Source organism: Undibacterium sp. TJN25 (genome assembly GCF_049339885.1).
Classification (GTDB): domain Bacteria; phylum Pseudomonadota; class Gammaproteobacteria; order Burkholderiales; family Burkholderiaceae_D; genus Undibacterium.
The window spans coordinates 121611-146416 of sequence record NZ_JBMPPM010000005.1; the positions used below are offsets into that span (position 1 = coordinate 121611).

The following is a 24806-nucleotide window of genomic DNA, read 5'->3' on the forward strand; positions in this document are numbered from 1 at the left end:
GAATTATTGCGACGGTTGGCAACTCACCATCCATGGAATGCCAAACTGGTCTGTCAGCATGCCGAAGCGCTCAGCCCAGAAAGTTTGCTGCAGCGGCATTTTAACGATGGCGTTCACCGACAGGGCGCTAAAGAGGCGCTCCGCTTCCGCGGCATCCTTGGCGCCGAGAGACAGCGAGAAGCCTCGCGGTTCTTCCGGCGCTCCTTTTATGCCGTCCGACCCCATCACTATTTTCCCATCGATGCTGATGCTGGCATGCATGACCTTGTCCAGCCAGTCCGGCGGGCATTGGGCTTCCATCGGTGCGCCCCGAAACTTGAATACGGCCTCGATTTTTGCACCGAGGCGCTGCTCATAAAAGGTGAATGCTTCTTCGCAACGGCCGTTGAAATTGAGGTAAGGATTAAGTTGCATGGCGTCTCCCGGAGGCAGTAGCTGGTCTGGTGATCTATTTTGATTTTATACAGTCCGGTCAGGCCCGATCAAACCTGGCCGCGTCCCCGGGAATGATAACATTTCCAGCACCGCTTTTCGCATTCTGTTGCGTCCTTACAGGAAGTCTTCCTTGTAGCCATGGCTTGCCAGGGTTTCCTGGATAAATTTTTTCCAGGCTGCATCCGGCACCCATACCGCGGTCAGTTTTGCAGCGGCCTCCTGCACGGGTATTTTTTCGACTATCACGCGATACAGGAACACGAAGGACGAACCCCGGAAGTTGGCCTGGCAATGAACGAGCACATTTTTTCCGGCGGCCGCCTGCAGCATGCCGCTGAACAGCTCAAAGTCTTCCGCCCTGGGCTCCTCGAAGCTGACAGGAATATTGACATAGGCCAGGCCCTGTTTGCCGATAAGCGCTCCTTCGTTTTCTATCGATCCCCAGCTCTCCGGCGGCGCAAGGTTGATCACAAGCTGGTATTTCATTTGTCCAGCCTGTTCCAGATATTTGCTTGACGGCTGGGCGGCGGAACTGAGACCCGCGCGCCAGGCGATAAAATTATCCGGTGGCTTCACGCTGGTGTTTTCTGCATGCGCAGCAGCATTGCCGAACAGCAGGCAGATCATCAGGTTTACCTGCAAAAATGAGAATCTGATCATGTTGTCTCCATGTGGGATGCATAGTGTAAATGATGCCCAGCAGCATCGAAGAAAAATTTTCTTAAGTATTTTCAAGGAGGGCCGTTAACTATCTGGTGGCGATATAACTCGTCCATTTGATGCGGGCTGTTGAAATAAGTTTCACGAGGCTGAAGCGAGGTTTCGGCTGGCCGAGGGAAATCGGGGCAAAGGTACATTATGAAAATCGCTTCTTCAGACATCGCTCTGGGTGCCAGCCATGGCGCCACGCAGACACATAGCATCAATGAGAATTTGCATGCCTGGGTCGATGGCAAACGTGCCGATACAGCGCAGGGCAAGGCCGCTACAGACAGGAACAATACGGCGCAAAATAATTCGTCCAGCAAGGTGCAGATATCGGACGGGGCCCGCGCTGCTATCGGCAACGATAAAAAGGATGGCGCAAAAGCCGCAGCAGCGGCTGCTGCCACCTCCGGGGCGCAAGCGGTCGATGAGGGCGGAAGCAAAGATCCGGTGGTAACGCTGATCCAGCAAATCCTGGAATATTTTCTGGGTAAGAAAATCAACGTATTTGATGCGAGTGCATTGAACGAGGCGATCACGAACAGCCAGCAGGACGGCGCCCCGGTGCAGGAAAAGCCCAGCGCCGGATGGGGTCTTGAATACGACAAGACCACGACAACGACCGAGACCGAGCAATCCTCCTTCCAGGCCAGCGGTGTCATACAGACCGAAGATGGCAAGGAACTCAAATTTGACTTGTCTGTCGACTTGCAGCACAGCTATTCTTCCACAGACAAGGTCAGCGTACGGGCCGGCGATGCCAAGGCGGTGGATCCGTTGGTCATTAACTTCGCCGGCAGTTCGGTGAGCCTGTCATCGCAAAAATTTTCGTTCGACCTGAATGCCGACGGCAAGGCGGATAACATCTCTTTTGTGCAGGGCGGCGGCTTCCTGGCGCTGGACAAGAACGGCGATGGCAAGATCAATGACGGCAGTGAACTGTTCGGGCCGGCGACAGGCAATGGTTTCAAGGAATTGCAGGCGCTGGACAGTGATGGCAACGGCTGGATCGATGAGAACGATCCGGCCTTCCAGAATCTGCAGGTCTGGACCAAAGACAGCAGCGGCGCCGATAAACTCACTTCGCTGAAGGATGCCGGTGTCGGCGCGCTGTACCTGGGAAGCGCAGGCACATCATTTCAGTTCAAGGACGCGCAAAACAACACGCAGGGCCAGCTGCGCTCGTCCGGTGTCTGGATTTCGGAAGATGGCCAGGCTGGAGCATTGCAGCAGATTGATCTGACTGTATAGAACAAGGCCTGCATGCGAAAAAAGAAGGGACGGCCTCGGCCGTCCCTTCTACTTTGTGCCGGCAACTACAGTTGCCGATTATTTCGCAGCAGCTGCCTTCACGTCTGCATTGCCTTTGGCGGCAGTAGCATCGGTTTCTGCTTTGGCTTTTGCTTTGTCGGCATTGGCTTCCACTTTTGCTTTCGCTACTTTGGTGTTGGCCTTGATGTCGGCTTTTTCTGCTTTTTCATCGGCCTTGGCGGCTGTCTTGTCGGCCTTGGCTTCTGTTTTTGCTTTATCGTCGCTGTCTGCACCAACTACTTTGGCGCCGGCTTCCGCTTTGGCTTGTGCTGCCTTGCGATGTGCCTTGTCTTTCGATTTTGCTGCCTTCACTTCCGTTTTTTCAACTTTGTCGTCGGCTTTCATATCGGTCTTGGCTTCCGAAGCAACAGCCTTGTTTGTCGATTTATCGGCTTTAGCTTCTGCTTTCACGACAGCAGGAGTTGCGGCAGGCGCGGCTGTTGCAGGAGCAGGAGTCTGGGCAAACGCCGCAGTGGCAAACAGGCTTGCGATCAGAGCAGTCAATAATTTATTCATTTTTATATCCTTTTAAAATTGTTGGAAAAAACACTCAATAACAAGAACAGGAGGCTTTGCGTTTTACGCGTTTTGTGTATTGCCTGTGCTTGTATAACGAGGGTCTTACAAGTGCGGTTGACGATGAATTTCTTGTAAAGGCATTTGTTTCAATTGCTTACATCCACAAGTTTCAACGCTGATTGCGAACAAGATCTTCGTACAAACGAATCTTTTTCTAATTGCGAGACCAGTATATGTACCCACAGGGAAATGATCGGTGCGCTGGCGCACAAAAAAATATGCCGGATTTTCCGGCGATTGATAGGGGAGTGGAGGGGCGCGAAAGCGCAAGGAATGGAACGCGGCGGAGGAATGGAGTCCGCCGCGAATGCGGCGGATATTTTATGCAGACGGCTTGTTGCTTACGGCGATTTCCAGTGCTCGGCTTTCCAGCGCAGCGCCGCGTAGATGCGTTTTCTCGGGCTGGGATGATCGAAGAACAAAAATTCTTCCACTGGGCCGGGGTCGGACTTGCGGTATTCCGTCAACTTCAGTTCGGCTTCCGCAAAGCCGTCCGGCTCCTGTGAGGTGTTGATGCCAAAGATGTCGGCCTCGGCTTCGCTGGTCCGGATGATGGTATTGAGTACAGGCGTCATCGCGAACATGTACACAGTGAACAGTGCGATAAACAGGGGCAGCCCCGCAGGGTCAGCCTGGTCGCGGACGCCGAAACGGCTGCCCCATTTTCGTATGCTCCACTGCATGCTCTTTTGCAGGAACACGAACCCCAGTACCAGGATAAGCCCGAAGCTGAGGATGAAATGGTAAATGTGACCCAGCACATAGTGACCCAGTTCATGCCCCATCACGCCTTTAATTTCAGCCGGCGAAGCGCGTTTCAGCAGGTTGTCGTTCAGGCGCACCGAAGCGCTGCCAAAGATGCCGCTGACATTGGCGCTGACGCGGTTGCTCTGTTTTGACGCATCGAATTCGTAGACATTATCGGCTGGCACGCCATTGGCGCGGGCCATCGATAGTATTGGCGCCTTGATGCTCTCATCGGCCAGCGGCTTGTAGGTATTGAACAGCGGGTCGATGTACACCGGTCCTATCAGCAGCAGCACACACAGGAAACCGACACCGAGGCCGGCCCCCCATATCCACCAGGTTTTGGGCAGCTTGCGTATGACGGTATAGATCGCCAGCAGCATCAGGGAACCGCCGGCCAGGTTCACCGCCAGCCCAATGGCAACGTCGCTGAGCCATGGGAGCAAGTGTTGATTGGCCAGGCCGTACAGATGTTCGCGGTAAAACCCCTGATAGATGTCCAGCGGTGAGGTAAGCACTGCGCTTAACAGTATAAAGCTCGCGAAGATCATCAACGATGTCAGCCAGCGCCATTTGCCGCGCTGATCCCTGCGCTCGCGCAAACGCACCAGCACGCCGGAAGCCAGCAGCACCCAGCAGGCAGCCAGTCCGGCGGCGAGCGACAATACCTGCATCCAGTAACCTCCTTCAAAGTAGGCGTCCGAGCGCGCCTTGGCAGCGGGCGAGATGCGCGCCATATAGGCATCGGTTGCGGCTACCGGGTCGCGCGGCAAAGCTGCTCTCCACGAATCGGGAACCGGCGCTATCTCCGCGGTCGCGCGCGACGCGGAACTTTGTGAAACGGGTGCGGACATTCCGATGATGGCAGCCAGGATCACGCATGCCGCCGGCAATAGCCAGAACAGTTTTTTAAACAAGGCAATTCCCCTTTATTTATATAGTTTATTTTTTCCAGACGCCCATGTTGCAATAATACTCAAAGGAGTCTAGCAGCCGATTTTAATTCGACAATAAATATCTGGAGGGAGATTGAGACGAAACGCGAAAATCCGGGGATGAATGACAAATTTCGGGCATTGCTGCCGAAATCGTGGAGCATGAGTGTATGTGCGGTGCCGGGGCGGCACAGGTCTATGGCGGTGCCAGAGGGGCACCGCGTGGCATGAATGCGTCAGCTTAGTGTGGCAATGACGGGAGCATGGTCGGACGGCTGTTCCCATTTGCGCGGCACCCTGTCAATGACGCAGGCGGTGCAGTTCGCCGCCAGCGGCGGCGACAGCAGGATATGGTCTATCCTGACGCCCTTGTTCAGGCGGAAGCCGAGCTGGCGGTAATCCCACCAGCTGAAGGATTTTTCCGCCTGCTCAAACATGCGGAAGGAATCTGTCAGGCCCAGGTCGATCAGTTTTTGCAGCGCGGCGCGTTCGGCGGGGGAGACGAGGTTCATGCCCTCCCACGCCGCGGGGTCGTGCACGTCGCGGTCTTCCGGCGCGATGTTGTAGTCACCCAGCAGTGCCAGCTGCGGATGCACGGCCATTTCCTGCTGTATCCAGTCATGCAGCGCCGCCAGCCATTTGAGCTTGTACTGGTATTTGTCCGACTCCAGCGACTGCCCATTCGGTATGTAGGCGCAGATGATGCGCATGCCCTGTATTGTGGCTGAAATGATGCGCTGGTGTTCGTCTTCAAACAAGGGATTGTTTTTGACGACGGCGTCTATCGGATAGCGCGACAGGATGGCTACGCCGTTATAGGTTTTTTGCCCGGTATAGACGACCTGGTAGCCGGCAGCCTGGATTTCAGCGGCGGGGAATTTGTCGTCGGTGAGCTTGGTCTCCTGGATACAGAGCACATCAACCGGGTTATCCGCCAGCCATTGCAGTACCTGTGGCAGGCGTACCTTCAGGGAGTTTACATTCCACGTCGCTAATTTCATGGGCATCTGCTTAAAAATGATAAAAAGCGCCGGTGGCGCACATCGGCAGGATTTTACCGTATCCTCCAGCGCGATGAATTATTTATACGAATTCACACAGTTTGACAATGGATGAGTATATTTTGCGACGGACTTTCCATTCCCCCTATTGACTATTTTATTGAGTACCGGCATGTTTCATGCTTTAGAACAATAATAAAAAGCGAACTGAAATCGGGCTGATTGTAAAGACTCAGATTCGGTCGACTTTTAACAATATTGAACAGGGCTTGCCGGGTGAGGGGGTTACAAGGAATGCACGCACGTGTACAGATGGATATTGAAGTCAGGTCGGCTACGCCGGCCGATGCAGCCGCGGCTTGTGAAGCCCTGCGCCGTTCGATTTCCGAGTGTTGCCAGGAGGATCACAGGAACGATGAGGCGATCCTGGCCGCATGGCTGGGAAACAAGAACTCGGATATGGTCGCGACCTGGTTTTCTTCCGCGGCCAATTATGCATTGCTGGCGACTTATGGCGATGAGGTGGTGGGCGTTGCCCTGCTGACCCGGGGCGGAAAGATTGCCTTGTGCTATGTGATCCCGGAAACCTTGTACAAAGGCGCCGGCAAAGAATTACTGAAAGGCCTGGAGCAAAAGGCTAGCGAATGGAAACTACCCTGGGTCAAGGTGCTGAGCACTGCCAGCGCCCGGGATTTTTACCTGCGCAATGGCTTCATCGGCTGCGGCGATGCGACTTCTGCCTTCGGCACGGCCGGCTATAAGCTGATCAAGCAGTTGAGCGGCCCTGCCATGCCTGAAGAACAGCTGAAAAAATTATTTTGCGGTTGCACTGCACAAAACGCCGTTTAAGATAATCCGGTACAAGCAGGCCGGGCCGGCGCCAGATGCAGCACGGCGCCTTCAGCCTGCTTGCAGTCTTTTCTTCAGTTCACTTGCAACAGCATTGAGCGGACTGTCCCAGTCGCCACGGCGCGGCTGGCGGAATAACCGCATCACGTCCGGGTACCACGGCGTGCTGTCGCTGCTGCTGCTGCTGCTGCTGCTTTCCAGCCAGCGCCAATCTGTTTTATACGCGGGCAGCAAGATCCAGCAGGCTTTGCCCAGCGCCCCCGTCAGATGGGCCACCGACGTATCCACGCTGATCACCAGATCCAACATTTCCACTATCGCCGCGGTATCGGCAAAATCGCGCAGTTCGTGCCCCAGCGCCAGCCATGCCTGGGTATCCAGCCCGGCGGGCGTGGGCACAGCCGCCGCAGATTGTTGCAGGCTGATCCACTGTACGCCGTCTATGCCCCACAAGGGGGCAAACTTGTCCGCGCTGCCCAAGGAGCGCTCGGCATCGTTGGAGTGCCGGGCATTGCCATCCCATGCCAGGCCGATGCGCCATTTTGGGGTGCCTGCATTCGCGGCCAGCCGCTGCGTCCAATAGCTGCGGCGCTCCGGCAGTGAGTGCAGGTAGGGCAGGGCGGCCGGCAATGCGGCTGAGTGCATCTGCAGCAAGCCCGGCAGGCTCATCGCCAGCACGCAATAATTGAAGGCGACTGAAGGCGTACCTTCTTCCAGTATCAGGCAGCGGTCTACACCGTCCAGCGTGGACAGCAGCGGCTGCAGGCTGGCGCGGCATGCCACGGTCACGTGGGTCGCGCCGCGTTGTTTAAGCATAGGGATGTAGCGGCTGAAGTGGATCAAGTCGCCTAGCCCCTGTTCCGGCCAGACCAGCATCGTTTTTCCGGTAAGGTCCTCGCCTTGCCACAGCGAACCGCAAGACGCGGGAGGGCGCGCCATGGGCTTGGCCATCAGCGGGTCATGCCTGGCTTCGTAGTAAGGCCAGGCTTCCGTATAGCGCCCTTGCTGCAGCAGTAGCAAGGCCAGGTTGGATGCAGCCAGCGGATAGGCGGGATCAAGCTGCATCGCCTCCCTGAAATAGCTTTCCGCTTCTTCTACGCGGCCGGTATCCGTCAGCAACACGCCCAGGCTGGTACAGGCTGCGGCGGCTTCAACGGCATTTTCCACATCCGCCGGCAAGGCTGTTGCCCGCCGGTACAACTGCTCCGCTTCTTCATGCTGATGCAGTTTTGCCAGAAAATTTCCAAGGTTGCATAATATTTTCCGGGAATCCGGGGTCAGCCCTGCAGCCTTGCGATGGCATTGAGCCGCCAGCGTGTCGTTGCCATCCTGCTCCAGCAGCAGGCCCAGGTTGCTGAATGCCGCGGCATTGCCGGGCTCCAGTTCCAGTGCGCGGGAATAGCATTGCTGGGCAGCCGGTAGCGCATTTTTTCCGGCCAGCAGCAAGCCCAGGTTGATGTGGGTGGAAGCATTGCCGGGTTCCAGCGCCAGCGCTTGCCGGTAGTGCTGTTCCGCTTCTTCGTTTTTATGCACGGAGGCGAGCAGGACGCCCAGGTTGGCATGGCTGCGCGCGTCCGACGGATCCAGGTCCAGCGCCTGCCGGTAGTGGTGCTCTGACTCGCCGGCATGCCTGCGTGAGGCCAGCAGCCCTGCGAAACGCGCATGCAAGTAGGCATTGCCGGGGTCCAGGCGCAAGGCGGAGCGGTAGCAAACCTCTGCCTCGGCAGGCCGCTTCAGTTCATGCAGCAAGGTGGCGAGATTGGCCTGCGCTTCCGCATGGGAAGGATGGTTCCCCAGCGCCAGCCGCCAGAATTCTTCGGCCTGCCGCGGCAGCCGGCTATGCACCGCGCACACGCCTGCCAGGTAATACAGGTTGGCGTCGCGCAGTCCTTGCTCAATTGCCGTGCGTGCCAGCTGCAGGCCTTGCTCAAACTCCTGGCTGTCGATCAGCAATGCCAGCTGCTGCACAGCTGAATTGGGGGGCAGGGATGGGTGTTTGCTCATGAAAACAGATGGTAAACGATGCGATTAAGCCAGTGCCCAATAAAAAGCCGCAGTGTGCAAATTCATGCAGCCTGCGGCTCATTTGATCGATTGCAGTAAATGCCGGGCCTGTGAGCAAGCCCGGCATTTACGATGGGAATTGCTTATCCCGCGCGGTTGATCAGGAACGTGGTCAGCAAAGGCACCGGACGGCCGGTGGAGCCTTTGGCCGGGCCGGATTTCCATGCTGTGCCAGCGATATCCAAGTGGGCCCACGTGTATTTCTTCGTGTAGCGCTCCAGGAAGCAGGCTGCGGTAATGCTGCCGCCTGCCGGGCCGCCGATATTGGCCATATCGGCGAAATTGGATTTCAGCTGTTCGTTATAGGATTCCTCGATAGGCATGCGCCATGCGGTGTCGCCAGTTTGCTTGCCGGCTGCCAGCAATTCATTGGCCAGAGCATCATGCGCGTCGTCATGGCGTGTGAACAGGCCGCTGTTGTGGTGGCCCAGCGCAGTGACGCAGGCGCCCGTCAGCGTTGCAACGTCGACCACGGCTGCCGGCTTGAAACGCTCTACATAGGTCAGCGCGTCGCACAGGATCAGGCGGCCTTCTGCATCGGTGTTCAGGATTTCTATCGTCTGGCCGGACATTGACGTGACGATGTCGCCAGGCCGTGTCGCGCTGCCGGAAGGCATATTTTCGCAGGTAGGGATGACGGCAATGACGTTCAGCTTCAGCTTCATTTCGCCGATCGCGCGCATGGTGCCCAGCACCGAAGCGGCGCCGCCCATGTCGTATTTCATTTCATCCATGTTGGCGCCCGGTTTCAGCGAGATGCCGCCGGTGTCAAACGTGATGCCTTTACCGACCAGCACGGTAGGCGCATCCTTGGTTTTGCCGCCCAGGTGCTTCAGCACGATGAATTTCGGCGGTTCCACGCTGCCATTGGTGACGGACAGGAAACTGCCCATCTTCAGCGCCTGCAATTGCTTGCGGTCCAGGATTTCAACGCCCATCTTGTAATCTGCTGCCAGTTTTTTGGCGGTCGTTGCCAGGTAGGTAGGCGTGCAGATGTTCGGTGGCAGGTTGCCCAGTTCCTTGGTCAGGTCCATGCCGTTGGCCAAAGCGATACTCTGGGCCAGGGCATTTTTTGCAGCGGCGCCTTCGGCTGCTGCGACTGCAAATGCGACTTTCTTGACATTGCTGACGGAGGCTTCTTTTTTGCTTTTGAGTCCGTCGGCACGGAATATTGATTCACGGAAAGCCAGTACGGCAGTGCGCAATGCCCAGCCGCTATCCCTGTCTTTTACCGCAGGTAATGCCATAACAACATCATTTGCGCCCAGGCCGGCCAGTGTGCGAGCAATCACCTGGCTTGCCAGCGTGAAGGTTTTGTCGGCAACCGCAACGGATTCCTCTCCAAGGCCTACCAACAATACGCGTTCCGCGGCGATGTCGCCTACGTTACGCAAGAGCAGCGTGGAACCCGGTTTTCCTGTAATATCGCCTGCTTTCAGCGCGGCGGCGATCTGGCCCTGTTTATCCAGGCCGGCAGCAGCAGCGGATAATTTCTTATTTTCGTATACACCAACGACTACGCAGCCAGTTTTAATGGCATTGAATGTACTTTTTGCGTCGATTGTTTTTATGCTAAAGTCCACTTATTACTCCTCTTTGTAAGTCTCGTAAAACGGACATTATAATCCCCGAATGATTTTTCAGCGCGCGCTTCGACGTGAATTGCTCAGTACTGCGGGTGCTGTCTTCACAACTTTGTTCACCATCGTCATCACGGTCATGCTCATCAAGATCCTTGGACAGGCCGCGGGGGGGAAAGTTGCGTCTGCCGACGTCATCGCGCTGATCGGCTTTACGTCGCTCGGATATTTGCCTGTGTTGCTGATATTGACGGGCTTTATCTCCGTGCTGTGGGCAGTGACGCGCAGCTACCAGGATTCTGAAATGGTGGTCTGGTTCGCCTCCGGCGTGAGCCTGCTGAGCTGGATCAGGCCCGTAGCGTTTTTCGGCTTGCCGGTGATCGTGCTGACAGCCTTGCTGACTTTTTTCGGTACACCCTGGGCTAATCGCCAGAGCGCCGAGCTGAAACAGCGCTACGAAAAACGCGATGATATAGCCAAGGTGTCCCCCGGCAAATTCCAGGAATCCGCATCGTCGGAACGCATTTTCTTTGTCGAGAGCGTCGCCGGCGACTTGGGCAAGGTGCAGAATATTTTCGTCAACACTATCAACAATGGCCGCTCCAGCGTCATCGTCGCCAAGGAAGGCTCGATAGAGATCGACAAGAACGGCGACAAGTTCGTCGTCATGAGTAAGGGTCGCCGTTATGACGGCCTGCCGACCGAACGCGATTTCCAGATGATGCAGTTTGATCGCTATGGCATCCTGACGGAGCCGCAGACCAAGTCTTTGTCGGAAGACAAATCGGCAAAATCCATGACGATGATGGAATTGCTGGAAAATCAGAGTTCTTCGTATAACCAGGGTGAGCTGCTGTGGCGCGTGTCGCTGCCGCTGATGGGCATTGTGCTGATGTTTCTGGCGGTGCCGCTGGGTTTTGTCAATCCGCGCGTCGGCCGCTCCGCGAACCTGATCATTGCCTTGCTGCTGGTGGTGGTGTACCTGAACATGATCAACATCATGCAGGCATCCGTCGTGCAGGGCCGCATGCGCTTCACAATGGCGTGGTGGCCGCTGCAGCTGGCTGCGGTCATCCTGGTCGGTTTGGCGTTTGCGTGGCGCATCAACGTCAACAGCCGCATGCATCCGCTGGTATTGTGGAGCGGCTTCAAAGGCTGCTTCCATAGCAAAAAAGATAAAAAGATGGCCGATGCGGCGCAGGCGCGGGTGAGCGGCTCATGAAGGTATTGCAACGCTATTTTCTCTCTGAAATCCTGCGCTCGGTATTCTTTGTACTGCTGGCGCTGCTGGCGCTGTTTGCCTTTTTCGACATGATGGGTGAACTGCAGGCGATCAACAAAGGCGGGTACAAGATCCAGCATGCGCTGCTGTATGTGCTGCTGGGCATGCCCGGCTATATCTACGAGTTCATGCCTATCGCTGTATTGATCGGCACCATCTTCGTGCTGGCGCAGTTTGCCTCCAATTCCGAATTCACGATCATGCGTGCGGCCAGCATGTCCACCGTGATGGCCGGTAAGATGCTGGCGAAGATAGGCCTGATTTTTGTCGTGTTGACCTTCCTGTTCGGCGAGCTGGTGTCGCCGTATACCACCAAGCTGGCAGAGCGGGTGAAGCTGAGCGCGCTGGGAACGCCGATCACGCAGGAATTCCGCACCGGCCTGTGGACCAAGGACCTGATCCGTGAAAACGGACTTACAGGCAAGGTGATAGGCTCGCGCTTCCTGAACGTCAAGGAAATCCTGCCGAGCAGGCAGCTGGTCGGCCTCAAGGTGTACGAGTTCGATACCGAATTCCATCTGGCCAAGGAGATCCTTGCAAAGCGGGCTGACTTTATCGGCAACAGTACATGGCGCTTCTTTGATGTCAGCGAAACCAGTTTCCCCAAGAGCCTGGCAGAGCAAGACTTTGCCTCTATCGCCAGCAAGAATTCCGCGAGCAAGGACTTCGTGTCCGAAATCACGCCCAATATCCTGTCGGTGCTGTTTGTAGACCCGGACCGCATGTCCGCATACGATCTGGCAGCCTACACCAAGCATCTGGCCGACAACAAGCAGGGCACGGAGCGCTATGAGATCGCCTTCTGGAAAAAGATGACTTATCCGTTTGCCGTGCTGGTGATGATGGCGCTGGCGCTGCCGTTTGCCTATTTGCATTTCAGGACCGGCGGCATCAGCCTCAAAATCTTCAGCGGCATCATGCTGGGCATGAGCTTCTACCTGATCAACAGCCTGTTCTCTCATCTGGGCTTGCTGAACACATGGCCGGCGCTGGTGACGGCACTGGTTCCCAGTTGCCTGTTCCTGACGATAGCCGTCACATCGCTGTGGATGATGGAAAGAAAATGAGTTCCACGGCGATGGTGCTGTTTGCCCATGGCGCACGTGATCCGCGTTGGGCCGGCCCATTTCAGCGGCTGCAGGAACTGACGCAGGCCCGCCTGCCGGAAGTTGCGGTAAGGCTGGCCTTCCTTGAACTGATGACGCCGTCGCTGCCTGAACTTATTCAGGATTTGCTGGCGCAGGCGCATACCCAGATTACGCTGGTGCCGGTTTTTCTGGGGCAGGGAGGCCATTTGCTGCGCGACCTGCCCGCCATGGTGCAGCAGTTGCGGGATACACATCCGACCCTGGTGCTGAGCGTTGCCGAGGCCGTCGGCGAGCAGGCTTCGGTACTGGCCGCCATCAGCGACTACTGCATTGCTTCAGTGTGAGGCTCTTTGGTCCTCTTTGGTGCTCTGTCAGGCTTTTGCCCGGCAGCGAAGGGTGATTCTTTCGCGCTATACCTATATGTCGCATCGATTCAAAATCCTGCTTTGCCTTGTTGCGCTAAGTTCGGCGCTGCCTGCCCATGCGCGCGAGCTTCTGGCGGTCGGCACGGAATTCGCATCGGTCTATGAACGTAGCGTGGCCGGCGAATATAGCGGCCTCGGCGTGGAGATTGTGAAAGCAATTGCCAGGCAGAATGGCGACACCGTAAGGTTTGGGCTGTATCCGTGGGCGCGTGCGCAGCTGATGGTGGAAGAGGACCAGGCCGACATCCTTATAGGCCCCTACAAGACGCGTGAGCGCGAGGCACGGTTCTCGTTTGCAGCCAGGGCCTTCTATCGCGACTATATGGTGTTCTACGTTCGCAATGGTCAAAAGAATGGCTGGGACGGCAACTACCAGGGGCTGCGCGGACGCAAGATAGGCGTGATCAATGGCTGGGCCTATGGGCCGAAGTTTGAAAACATCCGGGGCCTGCTGCAGCCCGAAGTGGCCAACTCGCTGCCGAATGCGCTGACCATGCTCAGTGCAGGGCGCATCGACTATCTTGCTGCCAACCTGCGCAACACGGAAGCGCTGTTAAAAGCCGGCGACCTGGGCAGCGAATTTACCGTGCTGCACCAGACGCTGGATGTGCAGGACGGTTACCTGGCATTCTGCAAGAAAAGCACATGCGACCTGCTGCGCAGGCAGTTTGACCAGGGTTTCGAGCGTCTGCGGGCAAGCGGGGAATTTGGGCGGATGGCACACAGCCACGGCATCATGACACCCTGACCAATCGGTCCCGGCCAGGGAGTTTAGGCTGACAGGCAGGCAGGTACCGGCAAGCCGGGCTGCTGCTCGATAAAGCCGGGCCTGGTACGTAGCGATTCACCCATCATCACCAGCACGGGGCCTTCGCAATCCGAAAGGCCGCGCTCCAGATCCGACAGTTTCAGGCGCAAGATGCGCTGGTCGTCGCGGCTGCAGTTTTCCACCACAACCACCGGCCAGTCCGCGGGGCGGCCTGCTGCCAGCAGCCTTTGCGCCGTCAAGACGGCTTCCTTGCCGCCCATGTACTGCACCAGTGTATCGCTGTCGGGGATGCGGGTTTCATCGCTTTCGCCGGGTGCGGTGCTGGACGTGAACAAGGCCACGCTGCGGGCAACGCCGCGCTTGGTTAGGGGTTGTTTGGTGGCGGCTGCAGCGGCCAGCGCGGTTGTAATGCCGGGCACCACTTCCACGGCGATGCCGGCCGCTTCCAGTGCGCTGAGTTCTTCATCGGCGCGACCGAACAGCATGGGGTCGCCCCCTTTGAGGCGCACCACAAGCGCGTACTTCCGCGCATTGTCCACCAGCTGCTTGTTGATGAACTGCTGCGCCGTCGACAGCCGACCGCAGCGCTTGCCCACGGCAATCTTCACCGCCTGCGGGCATAGTTCCAGCATCTCGTCCGTGACCAGCGCATCATGCAGTACCACGTCTGCCTGCGCCAGCAGGCGGGCGCCACGCAGCGTGATCAGGTCGGCAGCGCCGGGGCCGGCGCCTATCAGATAGACCTTTCCAAAACGATTGCTGGCGGATGGCTGCATGCTGCTCTTTCTTTTTTACTGGTCGTTGAGGCGTATCATGCCGGCGGCGACGGTCTGGTGCGTCACTTCGTCGATCAGGATAAAGGAGCCGGTGGAGCGGATCGCATCATACGAGTCGACCGCCAGCGCCTGTTGCACGTTGATGCTGACGCGCGCAATGTCGTTCAGCTTCAGGCTTTCCGCCGCGTGAGTTTGCTGGGTGTTAATGTCCAGCAATGTATCGATGGCGGTGACCCTGGCGGCTACCTGCTTGGTCGTGTGCTTCAGCCAGTATTTGCGGCGCAGGTCCAGTGCATCTTCAGACAGCCAGCACAGCTCGGCGCTGATGGTCTTCAGTTGCGTTGCAGCGCGGTCTGCCGATGCCAGCATGTCGCCGCGCGAGATATCCAGGTACTCGTCCAGCAGCAGCGTTACCGATTGTCCGACCACGGCGGATTCCAGTGAGCCTTCCAGGGTCAGGATGTCCTTGACGGTCGCCTGCTGGCCGCTGGGCTGCACCACCAGCTTGTCACCTTTTGTCACCTTGCCGGCCTCGATGCGGCCCATATAGCCGCGAAAATCGTTTGCCTCGTGGCCGTTGTGACGCGCCACCAGCTGTACTGGAAAGCGGAAGGGCTCGTCATGGCAATCATCATAGACGCGCAGCGATTCCAGCAGCGAAATCAGCGTAGGGCCCTTGTGCCACGGCATCTTGTCGCCGGAAGTCACCACGTTGTCGCCGGCCAGCGCCGACAGCGGAATAGGGTGGATATCCTTCAGGCCCAGCTGCGTCGCAAACTCCATATAGGCGGCAACGATACGGTCGTACACGGTCTGGTCGTAGTTCACCAGATCCATCTTGTTGACGGCGACGATCACATGCTCAATCTGCAGCAGGTGGGCGATGGTCGAGTGGCGCTTGGTCTGCACCAGCAATTCCACGCTGCCGTCGTCTCCCAGCTTGACCTTGGAGACATCAATCAGAATGATGACCGCGTCGGCAGTGGAGGCGCCAGTGACCATATTGCGCGTGTATTGCTCGTGGCCCGGCGTATCGGCGATGATGAACTTGCGTTTCGGCGTTGCGAAATAGCGGTAGGCCACGTCGATGGTGATGCCTTGCTCGCGTTCCGCTTCCAGGCCGTCCGTCAGCAGCGACAGGTCTATCGTGTCGCCCACGGTGCGCTTGTGCTTGGCGCGCGAAATCGCGTCCAGCTGATCGGCAAAGATGCCCTTGCTGTCAAACAGCAGCCGGCCAATCAGCGTGCTCTTGCCGTCATCGACGGAGCCGGCGGTGATAAAGCGCAGCAGGCCGCGTTCCTTGGTCAGTTCCGCCAGGATGTTGGGCGCCAGGGTAGTCATCAGAAATATCCTTCTTTTTTACGTTTTTCCATGGAGGCTTCCGAGGTCTGGTCGTCCATCCGGGTGGCGCCGCGTTCGGTAATCTGCGTGACCGCGGTTTCCGCGATGATGGCTTCCACGGTCGCTGCATTCGAAGAGACCGGGCAGGTGCAGGAAATATCGCCGACGGTACGGAAGCGCACTATTTGGGTTTCGACTGTCTCGCCGGCCCTGGCCGGGGTCAGGTCGGTCAGCGGCACCAGCAGGCCGTTGCGTGGAATAACCTGGCGCTCATGGGCGAAATAGATAGGCGGCAGTTCCAGCTTCTCGCGTGCGATGTACTGCCATACGTCCAGCTCGGTCCAGTTGGAAATAGGGAAAACGCGCATGTTTTCGCCTGGATGGACGCGGGTATTGTACAGATCCCACAACTCAGGGCGCTGGGCTTTCGGGTTCCATTGGCCGAACTCGTCGCGGAAAGAGAAAATACGTTCTTTCGCGCGGGCTTTTTCTTCATCGCGGCGGGCGCCGCCTATGCAGGCGTCGAACTTGAATTCCGCAATGGTTTCCAGCAATGTGACGGCTTGCGCCGCATTGCGCGAATCGGTCAGTGGATTGCGCAGGCGCACCGTACCGCGTTTCATCGAATCTTCGACCGAACGCACGATCAGCCTCTCACCCAGTTCCGCGGCGCGGGCGTCGCGGAAATCGATCACTTCCTGGAAATTATGGCCGGTGTCGATATGCACGAGCGGGAAAGGGAATTTACCGGGGCGAAAAGCCTTTTCCGCGATGCGCAGCAGTACGACCGAATCCTTGCCGCCCGAAAACAGCAGCGCAGGGTTGCTGCATTCCGCCGCCACTTCGCGCATGATGTGTATGGCTTCCGATTCCAGCCAGTCCAGATGGCGATTGCTCGCGGCATCGATAAAATGGTGTTCCACTGCTTTATTCATGTTTATCTTCCCGTTGCTTCAGGATACTTGTTTGATACGGATCAGTTTACCATCCACCACATGCAGGCCGCACTCTTTGGATTCCGGATTTTCCCACCACCAGCGGCCGGCGCGCACGTCTTCGCCGGGCTGTATAGCTCTGGTGCACGGCTCGCAGCCTATCGATGGGTAGCCTTTGTCATGCAGCGGGTTGTAAGGCACGTTATTGCTGCGTATATAGTGCCATACGTCTTCTTCCGACCAGTCTGCCAGCGGGTTGAATTTTTGCATGCCGTGCGCGGCATCGTCTTCCTGCACATGCAGTTCTGCACGGGTTGCGGATTGCGCGCGGCGCTGCCCGGTGACCCAGGCTTTTTTGTCTTTCAACGCCCGGTTTAATGGTTCTACTTTGCGGATGCGGCAGCATTCCTTGCGCATTTCCACGCTGTCGTAGAACGCGTTCAGGCCATTCTTCTGCACATATTCTTCTACCGCAGCCGGTTCAGGCTTGAACAGTGCAACTTCAGTGCCATAGGTTTCCTGGATGCGGTCCAGCATGCCCAGGGTTTCCGCATGCAGGCGGCCGGTTTCCAGCGAGAAGATGCCTATGGGCAGCTTGCTGCGCAGGATCAGGTCGGTCAGCACCATATCTTCGGCCGCCAGGCTGGAAGCAAACACGGCAGGCGTGAACTCGCGGGCAATGCGCCGCAGCGTTTCTTTCGTTGCCGCCAGGTTGGCATCGAAATGGCTATCCACGCCGGGCGTGCTGGCTGCTGTCAGGCTCATGCCTGTGCTCCGTCGCGGTGTTCCCGGCGGAACAAGGGCGATTTCTCATCCCACGAAGTCTGGTATTTTTCGCTGAAATCGGTCAGGCCTTTGAGTGCGTCGTGGATGTTCTTGTCTTCACGCGTGGCAAAGGCATTGAAGCCGACCCGCTGCATGTAGAACAACTGGTCGCGCAGAACGTCGCCTATTGCGCGTAATTCGCCTTTGTAACTGAAACGGGAGCGCAGGTTATAAGCAGTCGAATAACCGCGGCCATCGGCAAACTTGGGGAAATCGACAGCGATCAGCGAAAAGTGCTGGATGTCTTCCTTCAGTTCCTTAGGCTGCTCATCGCTAGCAAACCAGACGGCAATGTCGCTGCGCTTGATCAGGCTGTCGCGTTGCAGCTTCCATACTTTCAGCGGCACGATCACTTTGCCGGCGGGCACTTCCACCGCATCCGGCGTTTCGTCTTCCGCCAGTTTCAGCAATGTCCAGTCATCCTGGACGATGGCCCTGTCTTTGATAATTTCACGCATATCTTGTCCGTATCTCTCTATTGTCGCTCAGCGTGGCTCAGGCGCAGGCATCTTCGCCATGCGGCGTAGTACCGCGGATCGGCGTGGCATACACATATTCCTTGAACGGTGCAACGCCGACGCGGCGGGCAGTGTCAATGAAACGTTCGTCCTCGATACGGTCGCGCAGGTAAACCTGCACGATGCGTTCCACCACTTCCGGCATCTGCCCGGCGGAAAACGAAGGCCCGATGATCTTGCCGATGGAAGATTCATTGCCCTGCGCGCCGCCTATCGACACCTGGTACCACTCGCTGCCATCCTTGTCCACACCGAGGATGCCGATATTGCCGACATGGTGATGGCCGCAGGCATTGATGCAGCCCGACATGTTGAGTTCTATGTCGCCAATGTCATACAGGTAATCGAGATTACTGAAACGGTCCGCGATATCCAGCGCGATAGGGATGGATTTTGCGTTGGCCAGCGAGCAGAAATCGCCGCCGGGACAGCAGATCATGTCGGTCAGCAGGCCAATGTTCGGCGTTGCCAGTCCATGCGCTTTGGCTTCCTGCCAAAGGGTGACCAGCTCGGACTGTTTGACGTCCGACAGCACCAGGTTCTGCTCATGCGTAACACGCACTTCGCCGAAGCTGTAGCGGTCGGCCAGATCGGCGATGAAATCCATCTGCTCTGCATTGGCATCACCAGGCGGTACACCGGCTTTTTTCAGCGACAGCACGACTGCGGCATAACCCGGCACCTTATGCGGTTTCACATTGCGCCTGACCCAGTTGGCAAACGCTTTGTTCTCGGTCTTGTGCAGTTCAAACCCGGCATCGGACGCGGGCTGGGTTTCATAATCGGGCGTGCTGAAGAAAGAAGCGACGCGACGCAGCTCTTCACTGGTCAAGGTGGCAGGACCGTCCTTGATATCCAGCCATTCTTCTTCCACCTGGCGCGCGAATTCTTCCGCGCCTATTGCTTTCACCAGGATCTTGATGCGTGCCTTGTAGATATTGTCGCGGCGGCCATGCTGGTTGTAGATGCGCAGCACCGCTTCCAGGTAAGTCATCACGTCTTTCCACGGCAGGAACTCGCGGATCACGCTACCCAGGATAGGGGTGCGGCCCATGCCGCCGCCGACCATCACGCGGAAACCGACTTCACCTTGCTCATTGTGCACGACCGTCAGGCCGACATCATGCACGGCGATGGCGGCACGGTCCTCTTTGGAGCCGTTGATGGCAATCTTGAACTTGCGCGGCAGGTAGGCGAATTCCGGATGGAAGGTTGTCCACTGGCGAAGGATCTCGGCATAAGGGCGAGGATCGATGATTTCATCGGCTGCAACGCCGGCGAATTCGTCCGACGTGATGTTGCGCATGCAGTTGCCGGAAGTCTGGATTGCATGCATTTCCACGGTCGCCAGTTCTTCCAGGATGTCCGGTGTTTCTTCCAGGTTGATCCAGTTGAACTGGATGTTCTGACGGGTCGTGAAATGGCCATAGCCGCGGTCATACTTGCGTGCGATATGGGCGAACTTGCGCACTTGCGCAGAAGACAGCATGCCGTAAGGGATAGCGATGCGGAGCATATAGGCGTGGCGCTGCATGTACAGGCCGTTCTGCAGCCGCAGCACGCGGAATTCGTCTTCAGCCAGCTCGCCGGAGAGGCGGCGGCGCACCTGGTCGCGGTATTGGGCTATGCGTTCCTGGATGATTTGGTGATCATGCTGATCGTAACGATACATCTTGTGACTTCCTTAAAGAACCAGTTTGGCTGCAACGATGGTAAGCGTAGTGGCTAACAGTCCACGCAAGAATTTTTCCGGCACCGCACGGGCGGCCATGGAGCCGATAGTAATGCCCGGCAGCGAGCCTATCAGCAGGCTGCCCAGCAGATCCCAGTGGATGGAACCCAGCCACCAGTGGCCGAAGGCGGCAATGGCGGTCAGGGGTACGGCATAGGCAATGTCGGTGCCGGCGATCTGCGCGGAGGGCATGCGCGGATACAGCATCACCAGTAGCGTCGCGCCGATAGCGCCGGCGCCGATGGATGAAATAGTGACCAGCGTGCCCAGCAACAGGCCCGCGAGTATGGTTGCAGCGGCGAGCTGCGTGCCTTGCAATTGTTTTTCAGGGTGTGCGTTCAGCCAGGCCAGCATCTTGCCCTTGAACAGCAGCGCGATGACTGTCAGGAAGACGGAGCCGGCGATGGAGTAGCGGATCACCTGGCCGATTTCCTTGTTCAGCGCGCCGAAATGCTTGAGGCCCAGCGTAGCGATGATTGCGGCGGGCAAGGCGCCGTAGCACAGCAGGCGCACTACCTGCCAGTCCACAGTACCGCGCAGCCTGTGCGTGAACGTGCCGGCCGCCTTGGTAATGGAGGCAAATGCCAGGTCGGTGCCCACCGCCACCGTCGGAGTGACGCCGAATAGCAGGGTCAGCAAAGGCGTCATCAATGAGCCGCCGCCGACACCGGTCAGGCCCACTAAAGCTCCTACTGCAAAACCGGAAACTATATAGGTTAATGTCATGTTATCTCGCGCAAAGTAGATGCATGGTAATGAATCCCCGCTTTATTCCAAACTACTTAGTATTTATTTGCTTATATACGATTTTGATATAAGTATAGGCGTTCTGCTTATTCTCCTCATTTTGCGGTTTTGGCAAAAGCACCCGCCCGAAGCATGATCAAAAGCATGCAAAAATATTAATAACCTATGTCCATACGCTACTTTTTTGAACTTAAAAGAGGCGTAAAGCCTCTGCATTAGTCCAAGAAGCTATATACTTATAACAGTATATAACAAGCTAAAAAACCAAACTCTCAAGCATAAGAGGCTTCCCGCAGCACAGCGCTGCCAGATGAGCCCAAAACACTATTCTGCAGTCTTCCGATCGTCATTTTATTGCTTTATGGCATGCGTCGGGATATCAAGGCCAATAATGAACTTACACCAACTCCGTTTTGTCCGCGAAGCCGTGCGGCAAAATTTTAACCTGACCGAAGCAGCCAAGGCGCTGTTCACTTCGCAGCCCGGCGTATCCAAGGCGATCATCGAGCTGGAAGAAGAGCTTGGCGTTGATATCTTTACTCGCCACGGCAAGCGTATTCGCGGCCTGACTGAGCCGGGCCGGGCGGTGCTGAAGTCGGTGGAACTGATCATGCAGGAAATCGACGGCCTGAAACGCATAGGCAAGGAATATGCGGCGCAGGACAGCGGCAGCTTTACCATTGCCACCACGCATACGCAGGCACGTTACGCCTTGCCCAAGGTAGTGCAGGCCTTCATGCAGCGCTACCCCAAAGTCAGGCTGTCGCTGCTGCAGGGTAATCCCAAGCAGATCGCTGAGATGGTCATGCGCGACCAGGCCGATCTTGCCATCGCCACGGAAGCCATTGCCGGCATAGACGGCCTTGTCTCCATGCCCTGCTACCAGTGGGAGCACGTCGTGGTGGTAACGCCGGAACATCCGCTGCTGAAGCTGAAGAGCATTACGCTGGAAGAGCTGGCACACTATCCCCTGATTACCTATGACGGTGCTTTTGCCGGCCGCAGCAAGATAGACCACGCGTTTGAAATCCGCAACCTGAAGCCCGATATCCTGCTGGAGGCAATAGACGCCGACGTCATCAAGACCTATGTGGAGCTGGGCATGGGCGTCGGCATCATTGCCGGCATGGCTTTCGATGCGGAGCGCGACAAGGGCTTGCGCTCTATCCCGGTAGGCCACCTGTTCGGCATGAATGTGTCGCGCGTCGCCGTCAAGAACGGCGCCTACCTGCGCAGCTATATCTATACCTTCATTGAACTGCTGACGCCCACGCTGAACCGCAAGCTGATCGACCAGGTGATGCAAGGTGGCAAGGATACCTACGATTTATGAACATGCAGGCATTGGCAGACTGGCCGCTGGCCGAGCGCAGCCGGCTTGGCGGCATACTGACCGATATCGACGACACTTTCACGACGCACGGCAAATTGACAGTCGCGGCGTTGGATGCAGTATCCAGGGTGCGCGCCGCGGGCCTGAAAGTCATCGCGGTGACGGGCAGGCCGACCTACTGGACGCTGCCCTTGCTGCGTTTGTGCAGCTTTGATGCGGTGATCGCGGAAAACGGCGCCAGCGCCTTCTGGCTGGACAGCAGCGGCAGGCAGCAGTCGCTGTTTTACGCCGATGCGCAGACGCGGCAACAACACCGGCAGCGGCTGCAGGCATTTGCACTTACCATGCAGCAGCACTTCCCTGATATCCATATCGCGGAAGACGCGCCGCAAAGGGTGGGCGACCTGGCTTTCGACATAGGCGAGAACATTGCGCCTATTCCGCTGCCGCGCCTGCAGGCGGTAGCGGCGTTGATACAGGCGGAGGGCCTGTACGCGACCACCAGCAGCATCCATGCCCACGCATCGGTCATGCCGTTCTCGAAGCAAAGCATGAGCCACCGGGTATTGCAGCAGGTGTTTGGCGTAGACGATGAGACCGCGCGCCGCCAATATGTGTTCATCGGCGATTCGGCCAACGATGCGTCGATGTTCGGGCATTACCCGCTGACGGTGGGCGTTGCCAACGTGCGCAGGTTCCTGGATCGTTTTGACGCGCATCCGGCTTATGTAACACAGCGGGAATACGGCGCCGGCTTCGTTGAACTGGCGGATGCCATCCTGGATGCCAGGCAGGTAGTGCAGATAAAGAACAAGCAGTGAGCAGCAGTTACAAGCAATAGCAAGCAATAACAAGCAACAGAGCAAAGAGGATATCCCCATGCGTGAATACTACGCCCAGCGCGCCAAGACCTACGAAACGAACTACCAGAAGCCCGAGCGCCAGGCCGATCTGGTCATTCTTCAGCAACTCATCTGCACCGCCTTGCAAGGCCATAAAGTGCTGGAACTCGCCTGCGGCACCGGTTACTGGACCGAGCGTTATGCGGCCGATGCGGCTTTGGTGACGGCGACCGACATCAACCAGCCTATGCTGGATATCGCGCAGAGCAAGGACTACCCGCCCGGCAAAGTACAGTTTGCCATCGCCGATGCTTTTAATGCACCGCAGGGCGACTACAGTGCCTATTTCGCCGGCCACCTGTGGTCGCATATCAAGCGCGAAGAGCAGACGGGCTTCCTGGCCCAGCTGAGCAAGAGCGGCGGCAAGGACAAACAGCTGGTGCTGATAGATAACAACTACGTGGAAGGCAGCAGCACACCTATCGCCCGCACGGACCTGGAAGGCAATACCTACCAGTTGCGCCTGCAGGAAGACGGCACACGCGTAGAGATCGTGAAGAATTTTCCTACCGATAGCACTTTACGGAAACGGTTTGGCCCGGCGGCCAAGGATATCCGGATACAAAGGACGGAGTATTACTGGATGTTGACTTGCGTGCTGCGGTAGTAGCAACTGCACTAACTACTTGACCGTGCTTTAAGTTCAAATTGAGTGTGGCTTTTTGGGATTGCTGACTAGGCCACCCCGGCCAGCAATCCAGATGCTGCTGAAGCGGCATACTGGCTATTTGCGCCCCTGCCGCATGCCCTGATTCACCATCGCCGCCAGCACCAGCGCCCCAATCGCCACCAGCGAACATATATCCCGAAACTTCACCTGCTCGTCGCCATCGAGCCCCAACAGCCAGTGCAACGCAAATTCCGAACTGTAGGACACCAGCAACAACAGGATGGACATGACGGTGACGGCCAGCGACAAAGAGATGAGGCGGCTGCTGGTGCGGCGGCTGAGGCTCATGCTGCCTCCAGCAGGGTTTTCAGCCGGGCCAGGTCGCGTTTGACCCACGCGGCGTCGGCGGCGAATTTGGCGCCATCCATGCCGGGCTGGCGCATCAGTGTGAAAACCAGTTCGCTGTGTTCGCCAACGGCGATGACACGCAGCGGGACGTAGATGACCTGTCCATTGGGCAGGCTGACCCAGTGGTCCAGTATGCCGAAATCGTTTCTGTCGCTGAAGCGAATGACAACCTGGCCTGCATCGGTATCGGCAACCCAGGCGCCGCCTTGCTGCGCCAGCCCCCTGCCAAGACCGGACGCCCAGTGCGCGAAATGAAGCGGCTGGCTTGCATAGTCGTAGACTGCCTGTGCGGAGCGCAGGATGTGGATGCTGAGATGGCGCAGTTGTTCGGCCATGGGCTTATTTCCTTCTGACGTATTTGCCGTCAAACGCCGTGTTCCAGGTTTTTCCTGCGTCTTCGGAGGTTTGCCACAGCTGCCGCACCGAGCCGTCCGCATTCCTGCTCCAGGTGATTTGCTGCCGGAGTATGGCGCCGGCTTTGTCCGGGTTGGCAGCATCGGTCCATAACACCATCTTGCCGTCGGCGAAGCCGCCTTCCAGCGCCAGCCGGCTGCCGCTGTTGTCCACCCAGCTCTGGTGCCATTTCTTGTCGGTGATGTCGTAGATGTTGATGCTCTTGCCGGTGAAGCCACCGGTGCCGGACCAGTTTTCCAGCAGCGCGCAGCCGTCGGCGAAGGATTGCACGACGCTGGCGCCGGCAGTCTTGCCGTTGGGCAGGTAGACATCCCACTGGCCCAGCCAGAAATCAAACTGGCGGTATTCTTCACTCTCGCAAGGTTTGGCTGGAGCTGCCGGGGTTGCAGGGGCAGCCGGCGTTGCGGGAGCCTGGGCGTGGGCGGCGAGGCTTGCGATCAGCATGCCGGTGCCCAATGCTGCAAGGATCAGGCGTTTAAAAGGGTGCATTCGATC

26 protein-coding genes are annotated in these 24806 nt (G+C 57.4%); 9 read left to right on the top strand and 17 right to left on the bottom strand.

Features of this window, described 5'->3' with window-relative positions:
• Positions 1-3: 3 nt before the first annotated feature.
• Together ACO0LO_RS13905 and ACO0LO_RS13910 are read right to left on the bottom strand one after the other, a co-directional pair.
• Entirely contained in the window at positions 4-414 is a 411-nt protein-coding gene (locus ACO0LO_RS13905; RefSeq protein ID WP_422964824.1) for a VOC family protein, read from the bottom strand.
• A 135-nt stretch (positions 415-549) separates the two neighbouring features.
• Positions 550-1095: a protein tyrosine phosphatase family protein gene (locus ACO0LO_RS13910; RefSeq protein ID WP_422964825.1), complete on the bottom strand. Its 546-nt coding sequence runs from the start codon at positions 1093-1095 to the stop codon at positions 550-552.
• A 198-nt stretch (positions 1096-1293) separates the two neighbouring features.
• On the opposite strand from ACO0LO_RS13910, the gene ACO0LO_RS13915 reads away from it, so the two are divergent.
• A complete protein-coding gene (locus tag ACO0LO_RS13915; RefSeq protein WP_422964826.1) occupies positions 1294-2391 on the top strand; it encodes a hypothetical protein in 1098 nt (365 codons plus the stop codon).
• Between the two features lie 78 nt (positions 2392-2469).
• On the opposite strand, the gene ACO0LO_RS13920 is transcribed toward ACO0LO_RS13915, so the two are convergent.
• From ACO0LO_RS13920 to xth, 3 genes are all read right to left on the bottom strand, one after another.
• Entirely contained in the window at positions 2470-2967 is a 498-nt protein-coding gene (locus ACO0LO_RS13920) for a hypothetical protein (protein ID WP_422964827.1), read from the bottom strand.
• 404 nt (positions 2968-3371) lie between these two features.
• Entirely contained in the window at positions 3372-4694 is a 1323-nt protein-coding gene (locus ACO0LO_RS13925) for a M48 family metallopeptidase (RefSeq protein ID WP_422964828.1), read from the bottom strand.
• Between the two features lie 254 nt (positions 4695-4948).
• Positions 4949-5713 carry an exodeoxyribonuclease III gene (xth, locus tag ACO0LO_RS13930; protein WP_422964829.1) on the bottom strand — a complete coding sequence of 255 codons (765 nt, stop codon included), beginning with the start codon at positions 5711-5713 and terminating at the stop codon, positions 4949-4951.
• A gap of 294 nt (positions 5714-6007) precedes the next feature.
• Here xth and ACO0LO_RS13935 point away from each other — a divergent pair, with 294 nt between their 5' ends.
• Positions 6008-6562 carry a GNAT family N-acetyltransferase gene (locus ACO0LO_RS13935; protein ID WP_422964830.1) on the top strand — a complete coding sequence of 185 codons (555 nt, stop codon included), beginning with the start codon at positions 6008-6010 and terminating at the stop codon, positions 6560-6562.
• A gap of 51 nt (positions 6563-6613) precedes the next feature.
• Here the strand turns inward: ACO0LO_RS13935 and ACO0LO_RS13940 are convergent, their stop codons facing one another.
• Both ACO0LO_RS13940 and ACO0LO_RS13945 read right to left on the bottom strand, forming a co-directional pair.
• A complete protein-coding gene (locus tag ACO0LO_RS13940; RefSeq protein ID WP_422964831.1) occupies positions 6614-8566 on the bottom strand; it encodes a tetratricopeptide repeat protein in 1953 nt (650 codons plus the stop codon).
• Positions 8567-8709: 143 nt separating this feature from the next.
• Entirely contained in the window at positions 8710-10209 is a 1500-nt protein-coding gene (locus ACO0LO_RS13945) for a leucyl aminopeptidase (RefSeq protein ID WP_422964832.1), read from the bottom strand.
• 49 nt (positions 10210-10258) lie between these two features.
• Here ACO0LO_RS13945 and lptF point away from each other — a divergent pair, with 49 nt between their 5' ends.
• The 4 genes from lptF (at position 10259) to ACO0LO_RS13965 (ending at position 13749) form a co-directional block, all read left to right on the top strand.
• Positions 10259-11428, top strand: a complete 1170-nt coding sequence (gene lptF / locus ACO0LO_RS13950; protein ID WP_422964833.1) for an LPS export ABC transporter permease LptF — start codon at positions 10259-10261, stop codon at positions 11426-11428.
• The gene (gene lptG, locus ACO0LO_RS13955; RefSeq protein WP_422964834.1) at positions 11425-12555 is read left to right on the top strand and encodes an LPS export ABC transporter permease LptG; all 1131 of its coding nucleotides are present in this window, start codon (positions 11425-11427) and stop codon (positions 12553-12555) included. The genes lptF and lptG overlap by 4 nt, the downstream gene beginning before the upstream one ends.
• Positions 12552-12920: a sirohydrochlorin chelatase gene (locus tag ACO0LO_RS13960; protein ID WP_422964835.1), complete on the top strand. Its 369-nt coding sequence runs from the start codon at positions 12552-12554 to the stop codon at positions 12918-12920. Before lptG ends, ACO0LO_RS13960 begins: the two co-directional genes overlap by 4 nt.
• 76 nt (positions 12921-12996) lie before the next feature.
• A complete protein-coding gene (locus ACO0LO_RS13965) occupies positions 12997-13749 on the top strand; it encodes a substrate-binding periplasmic protein (protein WP_422964836.1) in 753 nt (250 codons plus the stop codon).
• Positions 13750-13772: 23 nt separating this feature from the next.
• Here the strand turns inward: ACO0LO_RS13965 and cobA are convergent, their stop codons facing one another.
• Genes cobA through ACO0LO_RS14000 form a run of 7 tightly spaced genes read right to left on the bottom strand, consistent with a single transcriptional unit; the run spans position 13773 to position 20623 of the window.
• On the bottom strand, positions 13773-14546 hold the full coding sequence (gene cobA, locus ACO0LO_RS13970; RefSeq protein ID WP_422964837.1) for a uroporphyrinogen-III C-methyltransferase: 774 nt from the start codon (positions 14544-14546) through the stop codon (positions 13773-13775).
• A 15-nt stretch (positions 14547-14561) separates the two neighbouring features.
• Complete coding sequence (locus ACO0LO_RS13975; protein ID WP_422964838.1) at positions 14562-15887, bottom strand: sulfate adenylyltransferase subunit 1; 1326 nt, start codon at positions 15885-15887, stop codon at positions 14562-14564.
• Positions 15887-16822 (bottom strand): sulfate adenylyltransferase subunit CysD, encoded by a 936-nt coding sequence (gene cysD / locus ACO0LO_RS13980; RefSeq protein ID WP_422964839.1) that lies wholly within the window; start codon positions 16820-16822, stop codon positions 15887-15889. Before cysD ends, ACO0LO_RS13975 begins: the two co-directional genes overlap by 1 nt.
• A gap of 18 nt (positions 16823-16840) precedes the next feature.
• Entirely contained in the window at positions 16841-17587 is a 747-nt protein-coding gene (locus tag ACO0LO_RS13985) for a phosphoadenylyl-sulfate reductase (protein WP_422964840.1), read from the bottom strand.
• Positions 17584-18105 (bottom strand): DUF934 domain-containing protein, encoded by a 522-nt coding sequence (locus ACO0LO_RS13990; RefSeq protein WP_422964841.1) that lies wholly within the window; start codon positions 18103-18105, stop codon positions 17584-17586. Before ACO0LO_RS13990 ends, ACO0LO_RS13985 begins: the two co-directional genes overlap by 4 nt.
• A gap of 37 nt (positions 18106-18142) precedes the next feature.
• On the bottom strand, positions 18143-19837 hold the full coding sequence (locus tag ACO0LO_RS13995; protein WP_422964842.1) for a nitrite/sulfite reductase: 1695 nt from the start codon (positions 19835-19837) through the stop codon (positions 18143-18145).
• A 12-nt stretch (positions 19838-19849) separates the two neighbouring features.
• Entirely contained in the window at positions 19850-20623 is a 774-nt protein-coding gene (locus ACO0LO_RS14000) for a sulfite exporter TauE/SafE family protein (RefSeq protein WP_422964843.1), read from the bottom strand.
• A gap of 412 nt (positions 20624-21035) precedes the next feature.
• On the opposite strand from ACO0LO_RS14000, the gene ACO0LO_RS14005 reads away from it, so the two are divergent.
• From ACO0LO_RS14005 to ACO0LO_RS14015, 3 genes are read left to right on the top strand one after another with little or no spacing between them, the layout of a single operon-like run.
• Complete coding sequence (locus tag ACO0LO_RS14005; protein WP_422964844.1) at positions 21036-21977, top strand: CysB family HTH-type transcriptional regulator; 942 nt, start codon at positions 21036-21038, stop codon at positions 21975-21977.
• Positions 21974-22798: an HAD family hydrolase gene (locus tag ACO0LO_RS14010; RefSeq protein ID WP_422964845.1), complete on the top strand. Its 825-nt coding sequence runs from the start codon at positions 21974-21976 to the stop codon at positions 22796-22798. The genes ACO0LO_RS14005 and ACO0LO_RS14010 overlap by 4 nt, the downstream gene beginning before the upstream one ends.
• A 58-nt stretch (positions 22799-22856) precedes the next feature.
• Positions 22857-23486 carry a class I SAM-dependent methyltransferase gene (locus tag ACO0LO_RS14015; protein ID WP_422964846.1) on the top strand — a complete coding sequence of 210 codons (630 nt, stop codon included), beginning with the start codon at positions 22857-22859 and terminating at the stop codon, positions 23484-23486.
• Between the two features lie 117 nt (positions 23487-23603).
• Here the strand turns inward: ACO0LO_RS14015 and ACO0LO_RS14020 are convergent, their stop codons facing one another.
• From ACO0LO_RS14020 to ACO0LO_RS14030, 3 genes are read right to left on the bottom strand one after another with little or no spacing between them, the layout of a single operon-like run.
• Positions 23604-23837 (bottom strand): hypothetical protein, encoded by a 234-nt coding sequence (locus tag ACO0LO_RS14020; RefSeq protein WP_422964847.1) that lies wholly within the window; start codon positions 23835-23837, stop codon positions 23604-23606.
• Positions 23834-24232: an SRPBCC family protein gene (locus ACO0LO_RS14025; RefSeq protein WP_422964848.1), complete on the bottom strand. Its 399-nt coding sequence runs from the start codon at positions 24230-24232 to the stop codon at positions 23834-23836. The genes ACO0LO_RS14020 and ACO0LO_RS14025 overlap by 4 nt, the downstream gene beginning before the upstream one ends.
• A 4-nt stretch (positions 24233-24236) precedes the next feature.
• Positions 24237-24800 (bottom strand): hypothetical protein, encoded by a 564-nt coding sequence (locus ACO0LO_RS14030; protein ID WP_422964849.1) that lies wholly within the window; start codon positions 24798-24800, stop codon positions 24237-24239.
• Positions 24801-24806 lie beyond the last annotated feature (6 nt).